The 16,065-nt window shown below is 71.0% G+C and carries 15 protein-coding genes; 9 read left to right on the top strand and 6 right to left on the bottom strand.

What is annotated here, in order from left to right; translation table 11 throughout:
- The first annotated feature begins 77 nt into the window (after window positions 1-77).
- The 3 genes from cmk (at window position 78) to der (ending at window position 3,163) form a co-directional block, all read left to right on the top strand.
- Entirely contained in the window at window positions 78-764 is a 687-nt protein-coding gene (cmk, locus tag ACFYZQ_RS16695) for a (d)CMP kinase (protein ID WP_389147496.1), read from the top strand.
- A 62-nt stretch (window positions 765-826) separates the two neighbouring features.
- The gene (locus ACFYZQ_RS16700; RefSeq protein WP_389148456.1) at window positions 827-1,414 is read left to right on the top strand and encodes a lysophospholipid acyltransferase family protein; all 588 of its coding nucleotides are present in this window, start codon (window positions 827-829) and stop codon (window positions 1,412-1,414) included.
- Window positions 1,415-1,681: 267 nt separating this feature from the next.
- Entirely contained in the window at window positions 1,682-3,163 is a 1,482-nt protein-coding gene (gene der, locus ACFYZQ_RS16705; RefSeq protein WP_389147499.1) for a ribosome biogenesis GTPase Der, read from the top strand.
- 57 nt (window positions 3,164-3,220) lie between these two features.
- Here the strand turns inward: der and ACFYZQ_RS16710 are convergent, their stop codons facing one another.
- Window positions 3,221-3,619, bottom strand: coding sequence for a hypothetical protein (locus ACFYZQ_RS16710; protein ID WP_389147502.1), 399 nt, complete (start codon window positions 3,617-3,619; stop codon window positions 3,221-3,223).
- A 61-nt stretch (window positions 3,620-3,680) separates the two neighbouring features.
- Window positions 3,681-4,466, bottom strand: coding sequence for a hypothetical protein (locus tag ACFYZQ_RS16715; protein ID WP_389147505.1), 786 nt, complete (start codon window positions 4,464-4,466; stop codon window positions 3,681-3,683).
- A gap of 538 nt (window positions 4,467-5,004) precedes the next feature.
- Here ACFYZQ_RS16715 and ACFYZQ_RS16720 point away from each other — a divergent pair.
- The 3 genes from ACFYZQ_RS16720 to ACFYZQ_RS16730 all read left to right on the top strand — a co-directional run bounded on the left by ACFYZQ_RS16720 (window position 5,005) and on the right by ACFYZQ_RS16730 (window position 7,231).
- Window positions 5,005-5,697: a transglycosylase family protein gene (locus ACFYZQ_RS16720; RefSeq protein ID WP_389147507.1), complete on the top strand. Its 693-nt coding sequence runs from the start codon at window positions 5,005-5,007 to the stop codon at window positions 5,695-5,697.
- 96 nt (window positions 5,698-5,793) lie between these two features.
- Window positions 5,794-6,789, top strand: coding sequence for a helix-turn-helix transcriptional regulator (locus tag ACFYZQ_RS16725; protein WP_389147510.1), 996 nt, complete (start codon window positions 5,794-5,796; stop codon window positions 6,787-6,789).
- Between the two features lie 226 nt (window positions 6,790-7,015).
- On the top strand, window positions 7,016-7,231 hold the full coding sequence (locus tag ACFYZQ_RS16730; protein WP_389147513.1) for an I78 family peptidase inhibitor: 216 nt from the start codon (window positions 7,016-7,018) through the stop codon (window positions 7,229-7,231).
- Between the two features lie 106 nt (window positions 7,232-7,337).
- Here the strand turns inward: ACFYZQ_RS16730 and ACFYZQ_RS16735 are convergent, their stop codons facing one another.
- Window positions 7,338-8,372 carry a phosphatase PAP2 family protein gene (locus tag ACFYZQ_RS16735; protein ID WP_389147516.1) on the bottom strand — a complete coding sequence of 345 codons (1,035 nt, stop codon included), beginning with the start codon at window positions 8,370-8,372 and terminating at the stop codon, window positions 7,338-7,340.
- Window positions 8,373-8,610: 238 nt separating this feature from the next.
- A complete protein-coding gene (locus ACFYZQ_RS16740) occupies window positions 8,611-9,855 on the bottom strand; it encodes a hypothetical protein (RefSeq protein WP_389147519.1) in 1,245 nt (414 codons plus the stop codon).
- Between the two features lie 271 nt (window positions 9,856-10,126).
- Here ACFYZQ_RS16740 and ACFYZQ_RS16745 point away from each other — a divergent pair, with 271 nt between their 5' ends.
- On the top strand, window positions 10,127-11,728 hold the full coding sequence (locus tag ACFYZQ_RS16745) for an MFS transporter (protein WP_389147522.1): 1,602 nt from the start codon (window positions 10,127-10,129) through the stop codon (window positions 11,726-11,728).
- Between the two features lie 129 nt (window positions 11,729-11,857).
- On the top strand, window positions 11,858-13,042 hold the full coding sequence (locus ACFYZQ_RS16750; RefSeq protein WP_389147525.1) for an acyl-CoA dehydrogenase family protein: 1,185 nt from the start codon (window positions 11,858-11,860) through the stop codon (window positions 13,040-13,042).
- Between the two features lie 37 nt (window positions 13,043-13,079).
- Here ACFYZQ_RS16750 and ACFYZQ_RS16755 read toward each other — a convergent pair whose 3' ends face one another.
- Complete coding sequence (locus ACFYZQ_RS16755; RefSeq protein WP_389147527.1) at window positions 13,080-13,517, bottom strand: cell division protein SepF; 438 nt, start codon at window positions 13,515-13,517, stop codon at window positions 13,080-13,082.
- Window positions 13,518-13,829: 312 nt separating this feature from the next.
- Between ACFYZQ_RS16755 and ACFYZQ_RS16760 the strand changes: the two genes are divergently transcribed.
- Window positions 13,830-14,993, top strand: a complete 1,164-nt coding sequence (locus tag ACFYZQ_RS16760; RefSeq protein ID WP_389147530.1) for a DUF5685 family protein — start codon at window positions 13,830-13,832, stop codon at window positions 14,991-14,993.
- A gap of 54 nt (window positions 14,994-15,047) precedes the next feature.
- Here ACFYZQ_RS16760 and ACFYZQ_RS16765 read toward each other — a convergent pair whose 3' ends face one another.
- The gene (locus ACFYZQ_RS16765; protein WP_389147532.1) at window positions 15,048-15,998 is read right to left on the bottom strand and encodes an ABC transporter substrate-binding protein; all 951 of its coding nucleotides are present in this window, start codon (window positions 15,996-15,998) and stop codon (window positions 15,048-15,050) included.
- Between the last annotated feature and the right edge of the window lie 67 nt (window positions 15,999-16,065).

Raw genomic sequence — 16,065 nt, forward strand, 5'->3', positions numbered from 1 at the left:
CCCGAACCCAGTAACCTTGTGCGGGGCGCATCGCGTCCCGCGCACCCCCGCCAGCCGCACCAGGAAGGTGTCCCCCCGTGGAAAACGGCGCCGCCCAGCCCGTGATTGTCGCCATCGACGGCCCCGCCGGCACGGGCAAGTCGAGCACGTCGAAGGCCGTGGCCGCGCAGCTCGGTCTGAGCTACCTGGACACCGGTGCCCAGTACCGGGCGATCACCTGGTGGATGGTGAACAACGGCATAGACCTGGACGACCCGTCGGCGATCGCCGCGGTGGCGGGCAAGCCGGAGATCATCTCGGGCACCGACCCGGCCAACCCGACGATCTCGGTCGACGGCGTGGACGTGGCCGGCCCGATCCGCACCCAGGAGGTCTCGTCCAAGGTGAGCGCGGTCAGCGCGGTGCCCGAGGTGCGCGCCCGGATCACCGAGCTGCAGCGCTCACTGGCCGCCTCCGCCGAGACAGGCATCGTCGTCGAGGGCCGGGACATCGGTACGACCGTGCTGCCGGACGCCGACCTGAAGATCTTCCTCACGGCCTCCCCGGAGGCCCGTGCGGCCCGCCGCAGCGGCGAGCTGAAGGGCGCGGACGTCCACGCCACCCGTGAGGCGCTGATCAAGCGGGACGCGGCCGACTCCAGCCGCAAGACCTCCCCGCTCGCCAAGGCGGACGACGCGGTCGAGGTGGACACCACCGAACTCACCCTCGCCCAGGTCATCGAGTGCGTCGTCACCCTGGTCGAGGAGAAGCGGGCGGGGAAGTGACCCAGCCGTCCGTTCCTTCCCCGAAGGGCGCCGAGGTCGGGCGGCGTATCGGCGTCGGCCTGATGTACGGGCTGTGGAAGCCCCGTGTGCTCGGCGCCTGGCGGATGCCCGCGACCGGCCCGGTCGTCCTGGCCGTCAACCACTCCCACAACATCGACGGCCCGATGGTCATGGGGGTGGCACCCCGGCCGACGCACTTCCTGATCAAGAAGGAGGCGTTCGTCGGCCCGCTCGACCCCTTCCTGCGGGGCATCGGCCAGCTCAAGGTGGACCGCGAGACCACCGACCGCACGGCCATCACACAGGCGCTCGGCGTGCTGGAGAGCGGCGGAGTACTGGGCATCTTCCCGGAGGGCACCCGGGGCGAGGGCGACTTCGCCTCACTGCGCGCCGGGCTGGCGTACTTCGCGGTGCGCAGCGGGGCGCCGATCGTGCCGGTCGCGGTGCTGGGAAGCACCGAGCGGCGCGGACGGTTGGTAAAGGGGCTGCCCCCCTTGCGTTCCCGTGTCGACGTCGTCTTCGGTGACCCGTTCGAGGCGGGCGACGGCAGCGGGCGGCGCACACGCAAGGCGCTGGACGAGGCGACCGAGCGCATCCAGAAGCAGCTCACCGCGCACCTGGAAAACGCCAGGCGGCTGACCGGCCGTTAGGGCCTGCCCGGTGGATCATGTCGGAGACGCGGGGCCTGGCACGCCCATCCGCGGCGTTGTCGTCGGTCGCCGACGCTCCGCGTCGACTCCCTCCTCCGCCTTGCGGCTGGACGCACCAGGCCCCGCTCAGCGGCACTAGTCGGATACCGTTGATTTTCTCCGACCTGATCCGCCGGACAGGCCCAGGCCACACTTGAGTAGTGGATCAGCCGGGAGGAACCGGGCGATCCACCGATCACCACGAATGAACGACGAGGTACGGACTTCATGAACGACCAGATCCAGCCCGACGGCTCGGCCGAGCACGAGTACGAGCACGGGGCGCTCGGCGACGCCGAGTACGCGGAGTTCATGGAGCTCGCGGCGGAGGAGGGCTTCGACCTCGCGGACGTCGAGGGCGCCATCGAGGCGGCGGGTCACGGCCCGCTGCCCGTGCTCGCCGTCGTCGGACGCCCCAATGTCGGCAAGTCGACTCTGGTGAACCGGATCATCGGCCGCCGCGAGGCCGTCGTCGAGGACAAGCCGGGCGTCACCCGCGACCGGGTCACCTACGAGGCCGAGTGGTCGGGCCGCCGCTTCAAGGTCGTCGACACCGGCGGCTGGGAGCAGGACGTCCTCGGCATCGACGCCTCCGTCGCCGCCCAGGCCGAGTACGCGATCGAGGCGGCCGACGCGGTCGTGTTCGTCGTCGACGCCAAGGTGGGCGCGACCGACACCGACGAGGCGGTCGTCCGGCTGCTGCGCAAGGCCGGCAAGCCCGTGGTGCTGTGCGCCAACAAGGTCGACGGCCCGAGCGGCGAGGCCGACGCGGCGTACCTGTGGTCCCTGGGCCTCGGCGAACCGCACCCCGTCTCCGCCCTGCACGGCCGCGGCACCGGGGACATGCTGGACGCCGTCCTGGAGGCGCTGCCCGAGGCGCCCGAGCAGACCTTCGGCGCCGCCGTGGGCGGCCCGCGCCGTATCGCGCTGATCGGCCGCCCGAACGTCGGCAAGTCCTCGCTGCTCAACAAGGTCGCGGGCGAGGAACGCGTCGTCGTCAACGAACTCGCGGGCACCACCCGTGACCCGGTCGACGAGCTGATCGAACTCGGCGGCGTGACCTGGAAGTTCGTCGACACGGCCGGCATCCGCAAGCGCGTCCACCTCCAGCAGGGCGCCGACTACTACGCCTCCCTGCGCACCGCGGCCGCCGTGGAGAAGGCCGAGGTCGCGGTCATCCTGATCGACGCGTCCGAGAACATCTCCGTCCAGGACCAGCGCATCGTCACCATGGCGGTCGAGGCGGGCCGTGCGGTGGTGCTCGCCTTCAACAAGTGGGACACCCTCGACGAGGAGCGCCGCTACTACCTCGAGCGGGAGATCGAGACCGAGCTCGGCCAGGTCGCCTGGGCGCCGCGGGTCAACGTCTCCGCGCGCACCGGCCGGCACATGGAGAAGCTGGTCCCGGCGATCGAGACGGCCCTGGCCGGCTGGGAGACCCGGGTCCCGACCGGACGGCTCAACGCCTTCCTCGGTGAGCTGGTCTCCGCCCACCCGCACCCGGTCCGGGGCGGCAAGCAGCCGCGCATCCTCTTCGGCACCCAGGCCGGCACCAAGCCGCCGCGGTTCGTGCTCTTCGCCTCCGGATTCATCGAGGCGGGCTACCGGCGCTTCATCGAGCGGCGGCTGCGCGAGGAGTTCGGCTTCGAGGGCACGCCGATCCACATCTCGGTGCGGGTGCGCGAGAAGCGCGGCGCGAAGAAGAAGTAGCAGCAGCAGAGGCTGCCGCATCACGCCGGGAGGCGTGATGCGGCAGCCTCTCGTACGTCAGACCCCCCGGCGCGGGCCGGGGGGCAGCGCCGCCGGGACGTGGTGCATGCCGGTGTCGTGCTGCCGTCCGAGCGGCCCGATCCGGTGCCAGGGGGACGGCTGCTGCTGCCCGGAGACGTGGCGGGCGTTGTACGCGCCCGTGCTGTACGGGCTGTACGAGGTGGAGCCGTACGACCCGGTGCCGGTGCCGTGCGGGGTGTTCCCGAACGCGGTGAACCCGAAGTCCTCCTCACCGGTTCGGTCGCCCGGCAGTGTCCGGAAGGTCCTGACCCACTCCGCGTAGAGCGTGTCGTAGATCGGCGTGGCCGATGGCCTGCCGGGCGCATCCTGCCCCGACCGGGCGGCCGGAATGGGGGAGTATGGCGGGCGGCGGGGAGGAACGTCGTATGCGTGCACGTATGTCCAAACGACCCTGAGCCCTCGGAGATGCGGCTGGGGGCGCTCCGTGCGCATGCGCTCAGGTCCCGGCGAGCGGCAGCGCGGCCGCGACCAGCTTCCCGTTGGCCGCCGCCTTGTCCAGCGCGTCCCGCAGCAGGTCCTCCCGGGGCTGGCGCCCGATCGAACCGACCGGCGCCGCGAACATCAGCACCTGCTGCAGCTTGTTGGCGGCGGCCCGCCACCCTTCCGTGACCTGCAGCGGCTGGTGCGCCTGCCACCAGGCGACCGGCTGGCCGCCCGCGCCCGGCTGGAGCACCGCGTGCAGCTGGCCGACGGCCAGGAGCACCGACCACCCGTGCAGCACCGGTGGCACCGAGCCCAGTTCGGTGACCGGCATGAACCCCTGCTCGATGAGCAGCGGGAGGAAGTCGTCGCCGGTTCCGGTGGCGCCCGGGCGGACGATCGGCGCGGTCGGCTCCACGACGAGCGCCGGGTGCAGCTCCCCGGCGATCAGCACGAGCCCGCTGGTCACCCCGAGCACGGCCTGCTCGGGCACCACCTCCTCCGGCCGGCTGCCGGAGCCGTGGGCGTCGCCGCTGATGGAGCGGACGGCGCCCTGCAGTTGCTCCTCGGTGACCTGGACGACCTGCGAGGGCAGGCAACTGGCATGGGCGAAGGCGAGGACGGCGGTCTCCTCGCCGACGAACAGAACGGTGCTGGTGCGCTCCTGCTCGGAGTCGCCCGGGGTGCGGCAGGACGTGCAGTCGTAACTGCCCGGGGCGTTCTCTCCGGCGAGCAGCCGGTCGGCTTCTTCGTCGCCGATCTCGGCGCGTACGGCGTCGCTGACGTCGAGCATGCGCGGCACGGGTGGCTCCCTCGGGATGCGGTGCTGGGTCGGCCGGGTGGCTCCCGGCCCATGAGCCCCGGGGCTCCGGGCTCATGAAGAAGACAACGGGCGATCTGTGGCGGGAGTCACGCCCCGAGGAGAACGGAATCGAACCAACCACCGCACACGGTCACAGCAGGTGCGCAACTGCCTACTCGCCGTCAACTCGGCACCTTGTCAAGGAACTTGATTCGGTGAAGTGGGTCACAGATCGTCCGCGACGGTGGTCGACAAATCAGGAAATCGGCGAATGAAGTGGGTGACTCAAAATCGCTGATACTCACGGTAACCGTGAACTGGCCTGCGACAACGGGGAGTTGGTTGATACCGACTGGCAGGGCTCCTTACATTCCTCGGCCGTGTGCAACTTGCACCGCTCGGGAACGTCCGCCGGCCGCGCCGAACAGGCACCACCACGGCATCGGCCACGGCGGACGGGGCGGAGCGCGTGAACCGCGTCCATGCGCGGGAACGTGCCCCGCTCGGGGGGACCCCGGGTCCGTGGAGAGGGAATTACATGTCCGATTGTGCCGATACCACCCGTAGCACCGCTCGCAAGGACAGCGCCCGCAAGGGCCGTACGACGGCGGCCCTCGCCGGGGCGGCGCTGCTCGCCCCGCTCGGACTGCTGGCGGCGACCGGCAACGCAGACGCGGCGGACAACGGAGTGTGGGACCGCATCGCCCAGTGCGAGAGCGGCGGCAACTGGCACATCAACACCGGCAACGGCTACTACGGCGGACTCCAGTTCTCCGCCTCGACCTGGCGCGCCTACGGAGGCTCGGCCTACGCGCCGACCGCCGACCAGGCCTCCAGGGAGCAGCAGATCGCCGTCGCCACCAAGGTCCAGGGCGCCCAGGGCTGGGGCGCCTGGCCGGTCTGTTCGGCCCGGGCCGGGGCCTACGGAGCCGCGCCGGCGGCGGCCTCCTCCGGCACCGCGGCCACGACGAAGTCGACGACCGAGGGGTCGGCCGTCACGAAGTCCGCACCGTCGAAGCCGTCGCAGGCGCCGCAGCGTTCGACGAGCCACAGCAACCGCAGCTCGACCCGCAGCGCGTCGCACGGGAACTACACCGTCCGCGAGGGCGACACACTCAGTAAGATCGCCGCCCGGCACGGGACCACCTGGCAGCGGATCTACGCCGCCAACGAGGCCGTCATCGGCGGTGACCCCAACCTGATCGTGCCCGGTCAGCACCTGACGATCTGAGCCGCGCCCGTCCGCGCCGAGCCACTGTCCTCATGAGCTCCTCACGAGTTCCCATGAGGACAGTGGCTGTCCGCGTCGGCTGGCACACTCGGCCCCATGTTGGAGACCTCGGCACGCCTGCTGCGCCTGCTCTCGCTGCTCCAGGCCCACCGCGAATGGTCGGGCGCCGAACTGGCCGACCGCCTGGGCGTCACCCCGCGCACGGTCCGCCGGGACGTGGACCGGCTGCGCGAGCTGGGCTACCCCGTCAACGCCAGCCCCGGCACCGGCGGCGGCTACCAGCTCGGGGCGGGGGCCGCATTGCCGCCGCTGCTCCTGGACGACGACGAGGCGGTCGCCGTCGCCGTAGGGCTGCGGACCGCCGCCGGGCAGGGCATCGAGGGCATCGGCGAGACCTCCGTACGGGCCCTCGCCAAACTGGAGCAGGTGCTGCCGAACCGGCTGCGCCGCCGGGTGGGCGCCCTCAACGCCTTCACCGTGCCCATGCTGCGCGGACCGCAGGCCTCCGCCGTCGACCCGGCCGTCCTGACCGAGCTGGCCAACCTGTGCCGCGACGCCGAGCGGCTCCGCTTCGAATACCGCGCTCACGACGGCACCCCGGGCCACCGTACCGTCGAACCGCACCGCCTGGTGTGCACCGAACGCCGCTGGTACCTGGTCGCCTGGGACCTGGACCGCGCCGACTGGCGGACCTTCCGTGTCGACCGCATCACGCCGAGGCCGCCCCACGGACCCCGCTTCACCCCGCGCGAGCCGCCCGCCGAGGACCTCGCGGCCTACGTCTCCCGCGGGGTCTCCACGCGCGCGTACGCCTCGCACGCCGCCGTCCGGCTGCTGGTCCCTCTGGCGCAGGCGACCGAGCGGGTCTCTCCGTCCGCCGGGACGCTGGAACCCGACGGGGCGGACGCCTGCATCCTGCGCGCCGGTGCCGCGAGTCTGGACGTGATGGTGGTGCACGTGATGATGCTCGGTTTCGACTTCGAGGTGCTGGAGCCCGCCGAGCTCACCGAGGCGATCAGGACGGCCCGCGACCGGCTCTCGCGCGCTCTCGGAGAGCTTCCCCGGCGCGAGGATTCTGTGCCGGATCGGTGAATTTTCTTATGCTGTGTCAGCTTGTGCGGCGGCGCACGGATTCCGAATGCAGGGGTGCTTTCCGCCCGGCTATTCGACCGGACGACCCGAAGGCAAGAATTACGTTCGAATACCCCGGTAAGCCGTACGGAAACCCACGTACGTGTGACAAAGTCCGGCCGAAACGAGTGTCGTGGGCCTGTGACAGAAGTGTGACGGGGAAGGAACGCCCGGCTAGCGTGGCCGTATGGCACCGATTCCCACTCCGTCAGCGGAGCCCCAGGACAGTCCGGAAGGGTACGTCGGTCTCGACGCGACGCGAGCCGAGCGGCTCGCCCGGGAGAGGGGGTGGTCGACGGTGCGGTCGCTGCCGCCCGGCGCGATCATCACCATGGAGTACCGGTCGGGCCGGCTGAACTTCGAGGTGCGCGACGGCCGGGTGGCTCGCGCCTGGAAGGGCTGACCATCCGGAAAGCACGACAAAGGCCCCGGTTCCCGCGGACGGAAACCGGGGCCTTCGCCCTGCGGGGGTGGGTTGTGCGTACCGGCCCCCGCCGTGTCGGTGACGGTCAGCCGCCCGTCACGGGACGGGCCGCCGGGGCCGCGCCGCGCGGGACGCGCTCCGGGTGCGGCGGGCGGCGGCTGACCGCCGGGCTGACCGGGGTGCGTTCGGAACGGGCGGCGTGGGGGTTCGGCGTCCGGTGCCCCGATGCCCTGGGCGTGTGGAGCGAGGAGACCGGCTCGCGGGCCGGTGCCATCTCCTCGGCGGGGACGGCGCGCGGCTTGAGCACCACCGGGCTGACCGGAACCGGTGCGGGCGCGGTGCGGTCGCGGCGGTCGCGGCGACGGGCGCGCAGACGGTCGCGCAGGTCGAGCAGGGCGACCTCGGCCCGGGCGATCAGTGGCTCGCACCACGGCAGCGCGAGCAGGATCAGCAGCCCCGCGGCCCAGCCGAGCAGTACGTCGCTCAGCCAGTGCGTACCGAGATAGACAGTGGCCATCCCGACGCCGAGCGAGGTCACGGCCGACACCGCGGACAGCCAGCGGCGGGCCCTCGGGGTGGAGGCCAGGTACGCCAGGATTCCCCAGGTCACCACCGCGTTGGCGGTGTGGCCGCTGGGAAATATATCGCCGCCCATGCCCATCTCGTTGGAGCCGATGACGGTCGCGTAGTGCGGTCCGAGACGGCCCATGCCGTACTTGGCGGCGCCGACCGTGATGTTCAGCAGCAGCAGCGAGGCGCCGAGGGTCACCAGCGGGCGGAGCGTGTGCTGCCGCCAGGAGCGCCAGCCCAGCCAGGCCGCGACCATCACGGCGGTGGGGCCACGCTGGCCGAGCACCACGTAGTAGTCGACGAACCAGTGGATGCCCGCCCACTGCTGGTACGGCCGGAAGAACATGACCTGCCAGTCGAGCCGGACCAGCCAGGAGGTGGTCACCACGGCCCACACGATCGCCAGGTAGAAGGCCAGGGTCGCCGAGAACAGCACGACCCGGTGCCGGCTCATCCTCGGCACATCGATGTGGGTCGGCCGTTCCGGCTCCCGGTCCAGTCTGGCGAACACCCGGTCCAGACGACGGGTGAGGTTTCGTTCGGTACGCACCCAATCGACGTTACAGCGAGTGAGCTCTCAACCCGATCGAATCAGCGGCTTTGTGATGACGATGTGATGTGGGAAACCTCTCAGGAGGGCCGCTAATTACGAGGATTCGACAATCCTCTCCGGCTGTCACTCGCAATTCCTTTGATCATGCCGGGTGTTACTTATATGGCACTTATGAATTCGTTCACCGGGGGATGGGGTGGAATTCTCCGGGTGCTCATCGGCCCGGCCGGATGGATCAAGGAGGACCGGAGCCGTTCAGCCAGAACGCCCCGTACACCGCCGCGACCACCGTCAACAGGCCTGTGACCAGGGCGAATCGTGATGCGCGCAGCCGGGCGAGGGCCAGGGCGAGGGGCAGCAACAGCGGGAAGGCCGGCAGCAACAGGCGCGGCTTGGAGCCGAAGTAGCTCGACGCGCACAGGGCGAGCGTCACGACGACACCCGTGTACACCAGCAGGGGAAGCGGCTGTCGCTGCCGTACGCCGATCACGTACAGCCAGATCACCAGGGCCACCCCGACGATCAGTCCCACCCCGGCCAGGGCCGACGGGAATGACGTGAACTTGTCGGCCACGAAGCGTGCGAAGGCGTATCCGCCGTCGAAGCCGTTGCGCCAGCCGGCTTGGACGTCGAGATAGCCGAGCGGGCCCTTGCCGGTGCGGTGGCCGACCCAGAGGACGTAGGCGGCGGCGCCGAGGGGGGCGAGGAGCATGCCGAGGGCGCGGGGCAGGACGGATGCGCCGGTGGTGGGCCGAGGGGCGCGCGGTGCCACGGGTGCGCCGTCCATCGATCCGGGCGCGCTCCCGGTAGTCCGTGCGCCGGATGCGGCGTCCGCGCTCCGGTCTCGCACGAAAGAGACCACGCAGGCCGTCCACACCGCCGCGACCACCGCGAGTCCCACCGGCCGCGTCAGTCCGGCCAGCGCGGCCAGCCCGCCCGCGATCACGCACCGGCCGGTCAGCAAGGCGTACAGCGACCAGGCCGCGAGGGCGGTGAACAGCGACTCGCTGTACGCCATCGACTGCACGATCCCGACCGGCAGCGCCGCCCACAGCAGCACCGCGCAGACCCCCGCGCGCCGGCCGTACCCGTGGTCCGTCACCGCGAAGATCCCCCAGGCGGCGGCGAGCGAGGCGCACAGGCTGACGACGAAACCGGCGTCGGCGTACGACAGCGGTGTCAGCGCGTGCAGCAGTCGTTCCAGCCAGGGCAGCAGCGGGAAGAAGGCCAGGTTGGAGTGGACGTCGCCGTTCGGCAGGCGTACCTCGTAGCCGTACCCGAGTTCGGCGACCCTCGTGTACCAGAGCGCGTCCCAGCGGGCCGTCAGCAGCGTGTACGCGCTCTTGCCGCGGGCCGCGCTCCACACCACGAGGACGAGCAGGCCCAGGGCGCGGACGGCGGCGTACCCGAGGAGGGCAGGGGCCGCCCGCCGCAGGGCCGTGACGCGGGGTGGTGCCACGCGTGTCGCAAGATCGGTCACGGGCTCGATTATCGACCGGGCATCGACGGGGCATGGAACCGGAATCCTCACCGAGGCGTGATCAAGAGAAGGAGAAGTGGCGTACACCACACGTTTCTGTGAACAGTGTGAGAGCTCCGCCACGCCTGAGCGGAACGAACTCGCGTACGCTGACGAGTCACTCGCGTTCGTATGCGCGGGCCGGAGATCCCACCGCTCCTCCGGCCGAAGTCGCGGGGCCTCCCCAACCCCGCGAGCCCGCCGAACCCGAGGGGATCTTGGAGGTACGTACATGTCCGGGACGACCACGGCCGCGTCCGCGCTGCGCCGTCGGGCGGCCGGGGCCGGTGCCAACCGCTGGGTCGTCCTCGTCGTCCTCTGCGTCAGCCTGCTCCTGGTCGCCGTCGACGCGACCGTGCTGCACGTGGCGGTGCCCGCCGTCACCGAGGACCTGAGGCCGGGCGGCATCGCACTGCTCTGGATCGTCGACGTGTACCCGCTCGTCTGCGCCTCACTGCTGATTCTCTTCGGCACGCTCGGCGACCGCGTCGGCCGCCGGCGGATCCTGCTGCTCGGGTACGCGCTGTTCGGCGTCGCCTCCGGTGTCGCGGCCTTCGCGCCGAGCGTGCAGGTGCTGATCCTCGCCCGGGCGCTGCTCGGCGTCGGCGGCGCGATGATCATGCCGGCCACCCTGTCCATCCTCCGCCAGGTCTTCCCCGACCGGCGGGAGCGGGCGCTGGCGATCGGCGTCTGGAGCGCGGTGGCCGCGGTGGGGGCCGCGGTGGGGCCGCTGCTCGGCGGTTTCCTGCTCGAGCACTTCTGGTGGGGCTCGGTGTTCCTGGTGAACATCCCGCTGATGCTGGTCAGCCTGCCGGTCGGACGGATCCTGCTGCCCGAGTCGACGGGCGGACGGGACGGCCCCTGGGACGTGGTCGGCGCGCTGATGGCGGCGGCCGGGCTGTTCGGTGTGGTGCTGGGGGTGAAGCGGCTCGGGGGCCGGGAGCCGGTGGCCGACGTGTTCACGCTGGCGCCGCTGGTGGTGGGCGCGGTGCTGCTGTTCCTCTTCGTACGGCGTCAGCGACGGCGGCCGTACCCGCTGGTGGACCTGCGGATGTTCGCGCGGCCCGCGTTCAGTACGGCGGTGGCGTGCATCGTGCTGGCGATGCTCGCGCTGGTGGGGCTGGAGCTGATCGCGGCGCAGTACCTGCAGCTGGTGCTGGGGCTGTCACCGCTCGGCACCGGCCTCAGACTGCTGCCGCTGACCGTCGCGGCGATGGCCGCCGGGCTGGCGGGGGCGCGGATGCTGCGGCGGTTCGGGCCGCGCCGCATGGTGTGCTTCGGGTTCTGCCTCACGGCCGCGGCCGTGCTGGCGCTCACCGGGATGGGCGGGCGCGACGACGCCGGGCTGCTGCTGCTCGGTTTCGTGCTGCTGGGCTTCGGCCTCGAGACGACGCTGTTCGGGGCGTACGAGTCGATGCTGAGCGAGGCGCCGGCCGAGCAGGCGGGTGGCGCGGCGGCGATCGGGGAGACCTCGTACCAACTGGGGGCCGGGATCGGGATCGCGCTGCTCGGCAGCGTGATGAACGCGGCGTACGCGCCCGGGCCGGCGTCCGTCCCGGGGGTGCCGGAGGCGGCGCGGGCCTCGGCGGGGCACTCGCTGGGGGAGGCGTACGAGGTTGCTGCGCAGCTGGGCGGGGGAGTGGGGGGTGCGCTGCGCCGTGCGGCGCGGGATTCGTTCGTGCACGGGCTGCATGTCACCCTGCTGGTGAGCGCGGGGTTGTTGCTGCTCGGGGCGGTGATGGCGTTGCGATTGCCGCGGGTGATGCAGTGCGAGGGGGGTGGCGGCGAGGTGCCCGCGCCGCGTGAGCCGGAGAGGTCCCGCGTGTCCGCTTGACGCCTTGGTCTTCCACCCATGTAACACGGGCGGTGCGTGGGTGGGAGAGTGTGGGGTGGACGGGCCGGGCCGCACGTCGTAACGTCGGGGCGAAAGCTGACTAGCGGTGCTAGTTTTACCGGAGGGTCCATGTCCTCGAAGTTGCCCCCGTTCGACCCGGCCGACCCCCTCGGCATCGACGATCTGCTGGAACCCGAGGACCTGGCCGTCCGCCGGACCGTGCGGGACTGGGCCGCCGACCGTGTGCTGCCGTACGTCGCCGAGTGGTACGAGAAGGGCGAGCTGCCCGGTGTCCGGGAGCTGGCCCGGGAGCTCGGCGGCATCGGAGCGCTCGGCATGTCGCTCACCGGGTACGGGTGTGCCGGGGCGAGCGCCGTGCAGTACGGACTGGCGTGTCTGGAGCTCGAGGCCGCCGACTCGGGAATCCGTTCCCTAGTCTCCGTACAGGGGTCGCTCGCCATGTACGCCATCCACCGCTTCGGCAGCGAGGAGCAGAAGCAGCAGTGGCTGCCCGGCATGGCGGCCGGCGAGGTGATCGGCTGCTTCGGGCTCACCGAGCCCGACCACGGCTCCGACCCCGCGTCCATGCGGACGTACGCCAAGCGGGACGGCGGGGACTGGCTGCTGAACGGCCGGAAGATGTGGATCACCAACGGCTCGGTCGCCGGGGTGGCCGTGGTGTGGGCGCGGACGGACGAGGGGATCCGCGGATTCGTGGTGCCCACCGACGTCCCGGGCTTCTCGGCGCCCGAGATCAAGCACAAGTGGTCCCTGCGGGCCAGTGTCACGAGTGAGCTCGTCCTCGACGACGTACGCCTGCCCGCCGACGCCGTGCTGCCGGCGGTCGTCGGCCTCAAGGGCCCGCTCAGCTGTCTCTCGCACGCCCGCTACGGCATCGTCTGGGGTGCGATGGGCGCGGCGCGGTCCTGTTTCGAGTCCGCCGTCGACTACGCGAAGTCACGGGAGCAGTTCGGGCGGCCCATCGGAGGCTTCCAGCTCACCCAGGCCAAACTCGCCGACATGGCGGTCGAACTGCACAAGGGGATTCTGCTCGCGCACCATCTGGGGCGGCGCATGGACGCCGGCCGCCTGCGTCCCGAGCAGGTCAGCTTCGGCAAGCTCAACAACGTCCGTGAGGCCATCGACATCTGCCGTACGGCGCGGACGATCCTCGGTGCCAACGGGATCTCGCTCGAATATCCCGTGATGCGGCACGCGACCAACCTCGAGTCGGTGCTCACCTACGAGGGCACCGTCGAGATGCACCAGCTGGTGCTGGGCAAGGCGCTCACCGGGCTCGACGCCTTCCGCTGACCCCGGGAACGGGGCAGGGCCGGGGAGCGGCCCTGCCTCAGCTCTGGTTGAAGAAGCCGTCCGAACGGTGGGTCCCGGCCTCGCCGCTGATGATCTCGGTGTCGGCCGGCGTCAGCAGGAACACCCGGTTGGACACCCGGTCGATCGAGCCGCGCAGACCGAAGATGAGTCCGGCCGCGAAGTCGACCACGCGCTTGGCGTCGGCGGGCTCCATGGCCGTGAGGTTCATGATCACCGGGACACCCTCCCGGAACAGCTCGCCGATGGCGCGCGCGTCCCGGAAGCTGTCCGGGGTCACCGTGCCGATCCGGCGGCCTCTCTCCTCGGCGACGTCCGTCGCCACCTTGACCCGGGGGTCCGTGACCCAGGCGGCCCCGGGCTCAGCCCCCTCGGAGTACTCGTCGTCGTAGTAGCGCTCGTCATCGTTGTCGTCGACGAGGCCGAGCCACGCACTCGCCTTGCGTACCGATCCCATGGACGCCTCCTCTCACAGCGGTCCTTCTTGCTTTCCGCATCCCTATGGTCATCCATGATGCGGACGGCGCGCCAAGTGGATAGACGCCGCGCGGGGGGTTTGTGACGGTACTGGTGCACAGCGGATCCGTCGAGAGCCCGTGTGCCCCAAGGGTCGTGCTCTACACGGCTGCTGACTGAGAGTGAAATATGATTGTCGTCGGCGTATGGGTGACATGTGGTGCATATGGGTGAGCCCGGCGGCTGCTACAAACCTACCGTCGGCCGATACGATGCCGCAGCTCAACGTCGCATCACACCACGGGGGATCGTTGTGTTCGGAATCGTCAGGCCGTGCGGCCACCGGCTCGGAGAAAGCCTCAAGGCCCAGTGGATGGCCCATTTGTGCGGGCTGTGCCTCACATTGCGCGGTGACCACGGGCAATTCGCGCGAATAGTGACGAATTATGACGGACTGCTGATATCAGTTCTGATGGAGGCCCAGACCCGGCAGGACGGTCGCCTGCGGCGTACGGCCGGGCCGTGTCCGTTGCGCGGGATGCGCACCGCCTCCGTGGCACGGGGGGAGGGGGCACGGCTCGCGGCCGCGGTCTCGCTGGTGCTGGCCTCGGCCAAGGTGCGCGACCACGTCGCCGACGGTGACGGGCTGCTCGCCCGGCGGCCGGTCGCGCTCGCCGCGCGCCGGGTCGCCGTCAACTGGGGGCGCGCGGGTGCCCGTACCGGCGCGGACGTCGGCTTCGACACCGCCGTACTCGTCGACGCCGTCGACCGGCAGCTCGGCCTCGAGGCCCTCGCGGGCCCGGGCACGCCGATCCTGACGGTCACCGAGCCGACCGAGACCGCGACCGCCGCGGCCTTCGCGCACACCGCCGTCCTGGCCGGGCGGCCGGGGAACGCCGAACCGCTCGCCGAGGCCGGACGGCTCTTCGGACGGTTGGCCCACCTCCTGGACGCCGTGGAGGACCGCGCGTCCGACGCCGCGTCCGGCGCCTGGAACCCGCTCACCGCGACCGGCACCTCCCTCGACGAGGCCCGCCGGCTCGCCGACGACGCGCTGCACGGCATCCGGCTCGCCCTGCGCGAGGTCGAGTTCGACGACGGCAAGCTGGCACACCTGCTGCTCGTGCACGAACTGCGCCGCTCGGTGGACCGGGCGTTCGGCACCCGGTCCTGCGGGCACGCCCCCGAGGCTTCCTTCGGGCCGCCGCCGGGCCCCCAGGCGCCGGGAAACCCGTACGGCAACCCCTTCGGCGGTGAACCGCCGCGCCCGGACAGGCGGGGTTTCTGGGCGGGGTGCGCCGCCGCCATCGGACTGTGCTGCACCTGCAAGGTGTGCTGCGCCGACGAGTACGAGGGCCCGTGGTCACGGAAGAAGCGCGAGGGCTGCTGCAGCGACTGCAGCTGCTGCGACTGCTGCGACGCCTGTCAGTGCTGCGAGGTGTGCGAATGCTGTTCGTGCTGCGACTGCGGGCTGTGACACGCTCCTCGGGTTCCCCGGTCCGCTGGTCCCTCGGTTCTGTCCGCCGGTTCCTCAGTTCTTGAGTTCCGGCGGGGAGATCCGCGACTTCTCGATCGCCGACCCCGTGGTCCCCCACTTCTTCAGGATCTTCTCGTACGTGCCGTCCGCGATGAGCTTGTCCACCGCCGCCTGGAAGGCCGGCGCCAGCTTCGTGCCCTTCTTGAAGGCGAAGCCGACGTCGAGGCGGTGGTACTCGTTGAGGAACTTCAGACCCTGCTGATGGGCGACGGCGTAGCGCAGACCGTTGATGGTGGACATCACGACGTCGCTGCGCCCCTGCTGGACCGAGGACCAGATGGCGCTGGACTCGGCGTAGGTCTGCACCTTGTACGCCTTCTTGCCCGCGTCGGTGCAGACCTTCTCGTTCTCCTCCAGCGTCGCCTCGAAGGTCGTGCCGGCGCCGGTGGCGACGTTCAGGCCGCACAGCTGCTTCAGGTCGGTGACCTTCGACAGCTTGCTGTCCTTGCGGGCGGCGAAGCCCTGCCCGTCGTTGACGTAGGTGACGAAGTCGACGGTCTTGCGGCGTTCGTCGGTGACGCCGAAGTTGCTGGCCCCGAAGTCGTACTTGCCGCTGTCCAGGGCGGGCAGGATGGCGTCGAAGCTCGCCTGCTCCACCTTCAGTTCGATGCCCAGTACCTTCGCCACGGCCTTGGTGAAGTCGACGTCCTGGCCGGTCAGCGTCTTGCCGTCGGACAGATAGGCGGTGCCGGGCGGGGTTCCGCCGACGCTGACGGCGACGGTGAGGCTCTTCACGCCCGAGGGCAGCAGCCCGGCGGCCGACGCGTCCTTGCCGATACCGGACACCACGTCCGTGGTCGGGATCTTGTCGGCCTGGGCCGCGACGCCCGCCGCGTCGGCGGGGCCACCCGAACCGGAACCGCATGCCGTGAGGAGCAGCGTTGCCGAGGTGATCAGAACAAAAGGTGCAAAATGCTTTTTATGGGCGCGCGTTGACGTACGCATCGTGTGCGGTCTCCTGGGGGCAGAAGGCAGGCGGAGCGCGAGGGGAGGGGTGCGCGTGTGAAGGCGA

The organism is Streptomyces sp. NPDC001843 (assembly GCF_042891955.1).
Classification (GTDB): Bacteria; Actinomycetota; Actinomycetes; order Streptomycetales; family Streptomycetaceae; genus Streptomyces.

Bases quoted from the DNA above. Each gene is read 5' to 3' on its own strand.
- ACFYZQ_RS16700 (WP_389148456.1), top strand. From the start codon at position 827: ATGTACGGGCTGTGGAAGCCCCGTGTGCTCGGCGCCTGGCGGATGCCC.
- der (WP_389147499.1), top strand. From the start codon at position 1,682: ATGAACGACCAGATCCAGCCCGACGGCTCGGCCGAGCACGAGTACGAG.
- ACFYZQ_RS16720 (WP_389147507.1), top strand. From the start codon at position 5,005: ATGTCCGATTGTGCCGATACCACCCGTAGCACCGCTCGCAAGGACAGC.
- ACFYZQ_RS16725 (WP_389147510.1), top strand. From the start codon at position 5,794: ATGTTGGAGACCTCGGCACGCCTGCTGCGCCTGCTCTCGCTGCTCCAG.
- ACFYZQ_RS16730 (WP_389147513.1), top strand. From the start codon at position 7,016: ATGGCACCGATTCCCACTCCGTCAGCGGAGCCCCAGGACAGTCCGGAA.
- ACFYZQ_RS16745 (WP_389147522.1), top strand. From the start codon at position 10,127: ATGTCCGGGACGACCACGGCCGCGTCCGCGCTGCGCCGTCGGGCGGCC.
- ACFYZQ_RS16750 (WP_389147525.1), top strand. From the start codon at position 11,858: ATGTCCTCGAAGTTGCCCCCGTTCGACCCGGCCGACCCCCTCGGCATC.
- ACFYZQ_RS16755 (WP_389147527.1), bottom strand. From the start codon at position 13,517: ATGGGATCGGTACGCAAGGCGAGTGCGTGGCTCGGCCTCGTCGACGAC.
- ACFYZQ_RS16765 (WP_389147532.1), bottom strand. From the start codon at position 15,998: ATGCGTACGTCAACGCGCGCCCATAAAAAGCATTTTGCACCTTTTGTT.